Annotated in this window: 6 protein-coding genes; 3 read left to right on the forward strand and 3 right to left on the reverse strand. The window is 65.8% G+C overall.

Annotated elements, in window-relative coordinates; genetic code table 11:
- The first annotated feature begins 254 nt into the window (after window positions 1-254).
- A complete protein-coding gene (gene msrA, locus ACTJJK_RS22915; RefSeq protein ID WP_440731343.1) occupies window positions 255-902 on the forward strand; it encodes a peptide-methionine (S)-S-oxide reductase MsrA in 648 nt (215 codons plus the stop codon).
- Window positions 903-1,048: 146 nt separating this feature from the next.
- On the opposite strand, the gene ACTJJK_RS22920 is transcribed toward msrA, so the two are convergent.
- The 3 genes from ACTJJK_RS22920 to ACTJJK_RS22930 form a co-directional block, all read right to left on the reverse strand.
- Entirely contained in the window at window positions 1,049-1,621 is a 573-nt protein-coding gene (locus ACTJJK_RS22920; protein WP_440731342.1) for a DJ-1/PfpI family protein, read from the reverse strand.
- Window positions 1,622-1,725: 104 nt separating this feature from the next.
- Window positions 1,726-2,370: a hypothetical protein gene (locus ACTJJK_RS22925; RefSeq protein WP_223620305.1), complete on the reverse strand. Its 645-nt coding sequence runs from the start codon at window positions 2,368-2,370 to the stop codon at window positions 1,726-1,728.
- Window positions 2,367-3,317, reverse strand: coding sequence for a LysR substrate-binding domain-containing protein (locus ACTJJK_RS22930; protein ID WP_051885437.1), 951 nt, complete (start codon window positions 3,315-3,317; stop codon window positions 2,367-2,369). Before ACTJJK_RS22930 ends, ACTJJK_RS22925 begins: the two co-directional genes overlap by 4 nt.
- Before the next feature lie 148 nt (window positions 3,318-3,465).
- Here ACTJJK_RS22930 and ACTJJK_RS22935 point away from each other — a divergent pair, with 148 nt between their 5' ends.
- A complete protein-coding gene (locus tag ACTJJK_RS22935; RefSeq protein ID WP_031374202.1) occupies window positions 3,466-4,005 on the forward strand; it encodes a peroxiredoxin in 540 nt (179 codons plus the stop codon).
- 345 nt (window positions 4,006-4,350) lie between these two features.
- Entirely contained in the window at window positions 4,351-4,878 is a 528-nt protein-coding gene (locus ACTJJK_RS22940) for a carboxymuconolactone decarboxylase family protein (RefSeq protein ID WP_031374201.1), read from the forward strand.
- Window positions 4,879-5,191: the final 313 nt, after the last annotated feature.

Genomic DNA, 5,191 nt, shown 5'->3' on the forward strand with positions numbered 1-5,191 from the left:
CGGCAAAGCAGATCAAAATCTCGGCAACGGCAACGGCAACGGCAACGGCAACGGCAACGGCAACGGCAACGGCAACGGCAGGGGCAGGGGCAGGGGCAGGGGCAGGGCAGGCACCTGGCCAGAGCCGAGGCGTCAGGGCCAGGGGCGCCGATTTGCGCCATGCGCTGGGCGCTTGAATCCTGCCCACCGTGCCGCATCTCATCGACAGGGCGTCCTTCGACGCAAACGGAGACAAGACGATGGCCGGTTCCTCCATTCCTGGCGTGGGCGCGTTCAAACAGCGCATGCCGCAACGTGAAGATGCGTTGCCCGGGCGCGGTGCGCCGCTGCCGCTGGACAATGTCCATCATGTCCTGGGGCGGCCGTTGCGAGACGATTTCGAAGGGCTGGCGCGGGTCCAGTTCGGCATGGGCTGTTTCTGGGGCGCCGAACGCAAGTTCTGGTCGCTGCCGGGGGTGTTCACGACCGCGGTCGGGTACTCGGGTGGTTACACCCCGAATCCGAGTTATCGCGAGGTCTGCAGCGGGCAGACCGGGCACACCGAGGCGGTGTTGGTGGTGTACGACCCCAAGCTGATCGGGTTCGACGATTTGCTCAAGGTGTTCTGGGAGAGCCACGACCCGACCCAGGGCATGCGCCAGGGCAATGACGAGGGCACTCAGTACCGCTCGGCCTTGTACTGCGAGACCGACAGCCAGTACCAGGCCGCATTGGCCAGCCGCGATGCCTTCCAGGCGAAGTTGCGCGGAGCCGGGTTCGGCGAGATCACCACCGAGATCGCGCAGCCGGCGCCGACCTTCTATTACGCCGAGAACGAGCACCAGCAGTATCTGTCGAAGAACCCGATGGGCTATTGCGGTCTCGGCGGCACCGGGGTGAGTTGCCCGATCGGCGTGGTCTGAGCAGGCCAATCCAACCGACCCGAGGAACGGCGCACATCGGTGCGCCGTTTTTCGTTGATCCGTTCGTGCCTGGCCAGCAACGCGAGCGCTCTGGTTATACGATCATCTGCAACGGCGATGTTGGGCGTTCGAGCTGCGTACCGGACTCAAGCGAACTCGCGCGCGAACATGGCGCGGTATTGGCGGATGGCATCTTCCTGTTCCGGCACCAGGATTCGCAGGCAGGCCTGCGCGAAAGAGATCGGCGCGGAACCCGATGCGCTGACGACCAGGCCGTCGCTGATGCAGCTGCCGTCGCGGTACGACGCCTTGCCACCGTATCCCGGCACATCGTCGAGATAGCCCGGCTCGTTGCTGGTGTGCGCGCGATCGTCGAGCAGTCCGGCCTGCGCCAACGCGCGGGTTGCGCCGCAGATGCCAGCGACCGGCCGGCCGGCGGCGACGCGGGCCTTGATCGCGGCCAGGATCGGCGCGGGCGCGGGCGCCTGTTCCCACAGCGGACTGCCCGGCAACACCCACAGGTCGGCGGCGAGCGGATCCAGTTCGGACAAACGGTGTTGCGGTTGCAGGGTCACCCCGCCCATCGAGGTCAGCGGGGTGGCTTCGATGGCGGCGATGGCGGTCTGCAGGCCGAAGAAGGCTCGCGCCGCGGCGAGGATGGGGCCGTACTCCCAGTCCGCGGGTTGGTCGATCATCATCGCCACGATGGTCTTGCTCATGTCGCGCTCCTGCTGCGGTGGGAGGAGCATCATGGCGCAGTCGTCGCTTGTGGGCTCGACGATGTTCGCCTGCGTTCTCGCGACTGTGACCGCCGTTACCGCGTTCAGTACGCCTGGATCGAACAGGCGTAGACCAATTCGCAGGCGCCCTTGCCGCTGTCGGTGCGGCTCATCGAGCTGTCCCAACGCATGCCTTCGTCGGTCTCGACCCGTACCAGCCAGCCATCGACGCGCACGCGCTGGTCCTTGCGCACGCGCTTGAGCGCGCGGGCGACTTCGGCGTTGGCCGGAATGATGTGCAGATTGCCGACCGAGCGTTGCATCTCGTCGACCGGAATCGGCGGCTTGCCGAAGTAGCGATAGGTCAGGAACCGCACTTCCTGGGTGATGTCGAGTTGCGAGAGAACCGTGTCTTCGCGCATGCGGCCCCAGCCGATGGCCAGGTCGGTCGGCGAGAACTCGGCCTCGCGTCCCATGCGGTAGTCGCGCCGCGACAGCACCCGACCGTCGATGCTGAAGCCGGCCAGCGGCGTCACTGCGCCCGGTTCGAGCTGGAACGGCCGCAGCGTGGCCGGCACCGCGGTCTGCAAAGGTTCGGCGCCGTCGACCACGCGCGGCGGCAGCGGGCAATCGACGCTCGCGCCGTTGGCGGGTTCCGGGAAGTGCAGGGGACGCGGCGACACCGGCGAGTACCACCAGCCGATCGCGCTCAGGATCAGGCAACACACGACCCAGGCGCGTGGGCTCATCGTGCTTCCCGGGTCGGCTTGCGCGCGCCGTGGCCGTTACCGCGCGGCGGCTGCAACAGCGAGGCCGGCAACTTGCGCAGTTCCTCGGCCAGTTGCATCAGGAAATCCGACATCGCCGAGCTGCGGCGCCAGAGCATGCCGATCTGCCGGTGCGGCGGGTCGCCGCTGAAACGCAGCAGATGGATGTCGGGCGACTGCGGCACCGGCGGCTGCACTGCGAGCATCGGCAACAAGGTGATGCCTACCCCTGCGGCGACCATCTGCCGCAGGGTCTCCAGGCTGGTGGCGCGGAAGCCGTCGCGCTCGTCGGCGCCGGACAGGCGGCAGACATCGAGCGCCTGGTCGCGCAGGCAGTGGCCTTCTTCGAGCAGCAGCAAGTGCTGATCGTCGAGGTCGTGCAATTCGAGCGTGTCGCGCCCGGCCATCGGATGCTGCTGCGGCACCGCCAGCAGGAAGGGTTCGTCGAACAGGGGTTCGACATGCAGTTGGTCGTCGTGGATCGGCAGCGCTAACAGGCCGGCGTCGAGGCGGCCGTCGCGCAGGCGGGCGAGGATCTGGTCGGTCTTCTCCTCGACCAACAGCAATTCAAGACGCGGAAAGCGTTTGCGCAGCCCCGGCACCACGTGCGGCAGTAGGTAGGGGCCGAGGGTCGGGAACAGCCCCAGGCGCACCGTGCCGGCTTCCGGGTCCTGGCTGCGGCGGGCGATCTCGCTCATCTGCTCGACGTCGGCGATGACCTTGCGCGCGCGTTCGGCGATGTCGCGCCCGACCGGGGTCAGCATGACCCGGCGCGGCGCGCGTTCGACCAGCGACACCCCCAGTTCTTCTTCGAGCTTCTTGATCTGCGTCGAAAGCGTGGGTTGGCTCACGAAGCTCGCGGCGGCGGCCCGGCCAAAATGCTTGTGATCGGCCAAGGCGACCAGATATTTGAGATCACGCAGGTTCATCGATGGTCGCCAATTGATATAGACTATCGCCATAATAGGAACAATTCATTTCAGTAATCAATTGCTGGGGTGCAACATACGACCCCTAAGTTGTTCCTTCGGCAACAACCCCTCTTTACCCCTCCCATCCCTTCAAGGAGTCATCCGCATGCTTTCGATCGGCGAGAAGTTCCCGAAATTCAAGGTCAAGGCCACCGTCGGTATCGAGAACCTCGATAGCGCGTTCGCCGACATCGACAACGACACCTACAAGGGCAAGTGGCTGCTGGTGTTCTTCTACCCGAAGGACTTCACCTTCGTCTGCCCGACCGAGATCAAGGGCTTCGGCGACCTGAACCAGCAGTTCCTCGACCGCGATTGCCAGGTCCTGGCCGCCTCGACCGACAGCGAGTTCGTGCACCTGGCATGGCGCAAGGACCACAAGGACCTGCGCGACCTGCCGTTCCCCATGCTGGCCGACATCAAGAAGGACCTGACCTCGGCGCTCGGCATCCTGTCCGAAGACGGCGTCGCTCAGCGCGCCACCTTCCTGGTCGATCCGGACGGCATCATCCGTTTCGTCTACGTCACCGACGGTTCGGTCGGCCGCAACCCGCAGGAAGTCCTGCGCGTGCTGGACGCCCTGCAGACCGACGAGCTGTGCCCGTGCAACTGGAACCAGGGCGAGAGCACCCTCAAGGTCGCCTGATCCGTTCGGATCGCACGACCCGGGAGTGATTCCCCGCGGAGCCGGATTCCGTGACCCGGCTCCCCTCTGGTTCTGCCTGCGCTGTCGGCCCGCCGCCAGCGCAGTTTTCAAAGTAGTCCCGCATGCGGGCCGGCCTCGCCGGTCCTCCCTCCCTCCCGTGCGGGATGCCCACAGTCGGGGTTCGCCCCGGCTGTTCCTATCCGCTTCGTCCCGTTCGTGTCGTTTCCCAGCCAGCCGTGCGCGATGCGCATGCCCGCCAGGCGATGGCGCGTGCCCGGTCCTCGCGATCGGTGCGCCTGCGCCGCCGCGACGCGACGATCCCCCGCCGATTCCAGGAGTATTCCGATGAGCCTTTCCGATCTTCGCAACTCGCTTCCCGATTACGCCAAGGACCTCAAGCTCAACCTCGACAGCGTGCTCAGCGACGCCGGTTCGCCGGGTCTGGACGGCAAGCAGATCCGCGCCATCGCCCTGGCCTCGGCGATCGCCTCGCGCCACAAGCCGCTGGCCGCCGCGATCGAAGCCTTCGCCGCCGAGAAGCTGTCGCCGGAAGAAATCAACGGCGCCAAGGCCGCCGCGGCGGTGATGGCGATGAACAACATTTACTACCGCGCCACCCACCTGATCCAGAACGAAGAATACGGCCAGCTGCGTGCCGGCCTGCGCATGAACGTCATGGCCAGCCCGGGCATCGACAAGATGACCTTCGAACTGGCGTCGCTGGCGGTGTCGGCGATCAACGGTTGCGGCGCCTGCATGGATTCGCACGAGAAGGTGGTGCGCAAGCACGAAGTCAGCGCGCAGGGCGTGCAGAGCTCGCTGAAGATCGGTGCGGTGGTGCATGCGGTGGCGGTAACGTTGGAGCAGATGTGATCGGTTGATCTGCTCTGGCAGCTAGAGTTCTTGCGAAATCGCCGGCGAAAGCCGGCGATTTTTGTTTCGGGGCGTGGCAGCGTATCCCGATCTGTTTGTGCAACTCTTTGCCTTCCACCTTCCACCTTCCACCTTCCACCTTCCACCTTCCACCTTCCGCCTTCCGCCTTCCGCCCTTGCCTTTGCCGTTGCTCGGCGCGGCATCGAACGAGCGAGAACACACGTAGACTCGGAGGGCGCCGCACAGGACGTGCGGCGTTTTCCGATAAGACAGGGACGTCTTATCGGAAAATCCCGGCGCGGGCATCGCACT

Source organism: Lysobacter sp. 22409 (assembly GCF_052045105.1).
Lineage (GTDB): Bacteria > Pseudomonadota > Gammaproteobacteria > Xanthomonadales > Xanthomonadaceae > Lysobacter > Lysobacter antibioticus_B.

Bases quoted from the DNA above. Each gene is read 5' to 3' on its own strand.
- ACTJJK_RS22920 (WP_440731342.1), bottom strand. From the start codon at position 1,621: ATGAGCAAGACCATCGTGGCGATGATGATCGACCAACCCGCGGACTGG.
- ACTJJK_RS22925 (WP_223620305.1), bottom strand. From the start codon at position 2,370: ATGAGCCCACGCGCCTGGGTCGTGTGTTGCCTGATCCTGAGCGCGATC.
- ACTJJK_RS22930 (WP_051885437.1), bottom strand. From the start codon at position 3,317: ATGAACCTGCGTGATCTCAAATATCTGGTCGCCTTGGCCGATCACAAG.
- ACTJJK_RS22935 (WP_031374202.1), top strand. From the start codon at position 3,466: ATGCTTTCGATCGGCGAGAAGTTCCCGAAATTCAAGGTCAAGGCCACC.
- ACTJJK_RS22940 (WP_031374201.1), top strand. From the start codon at position 4,351: ATGAGCCTTTCCGATCTTCGCAACTCGCTTCCCGATTACGCCAAGGAC.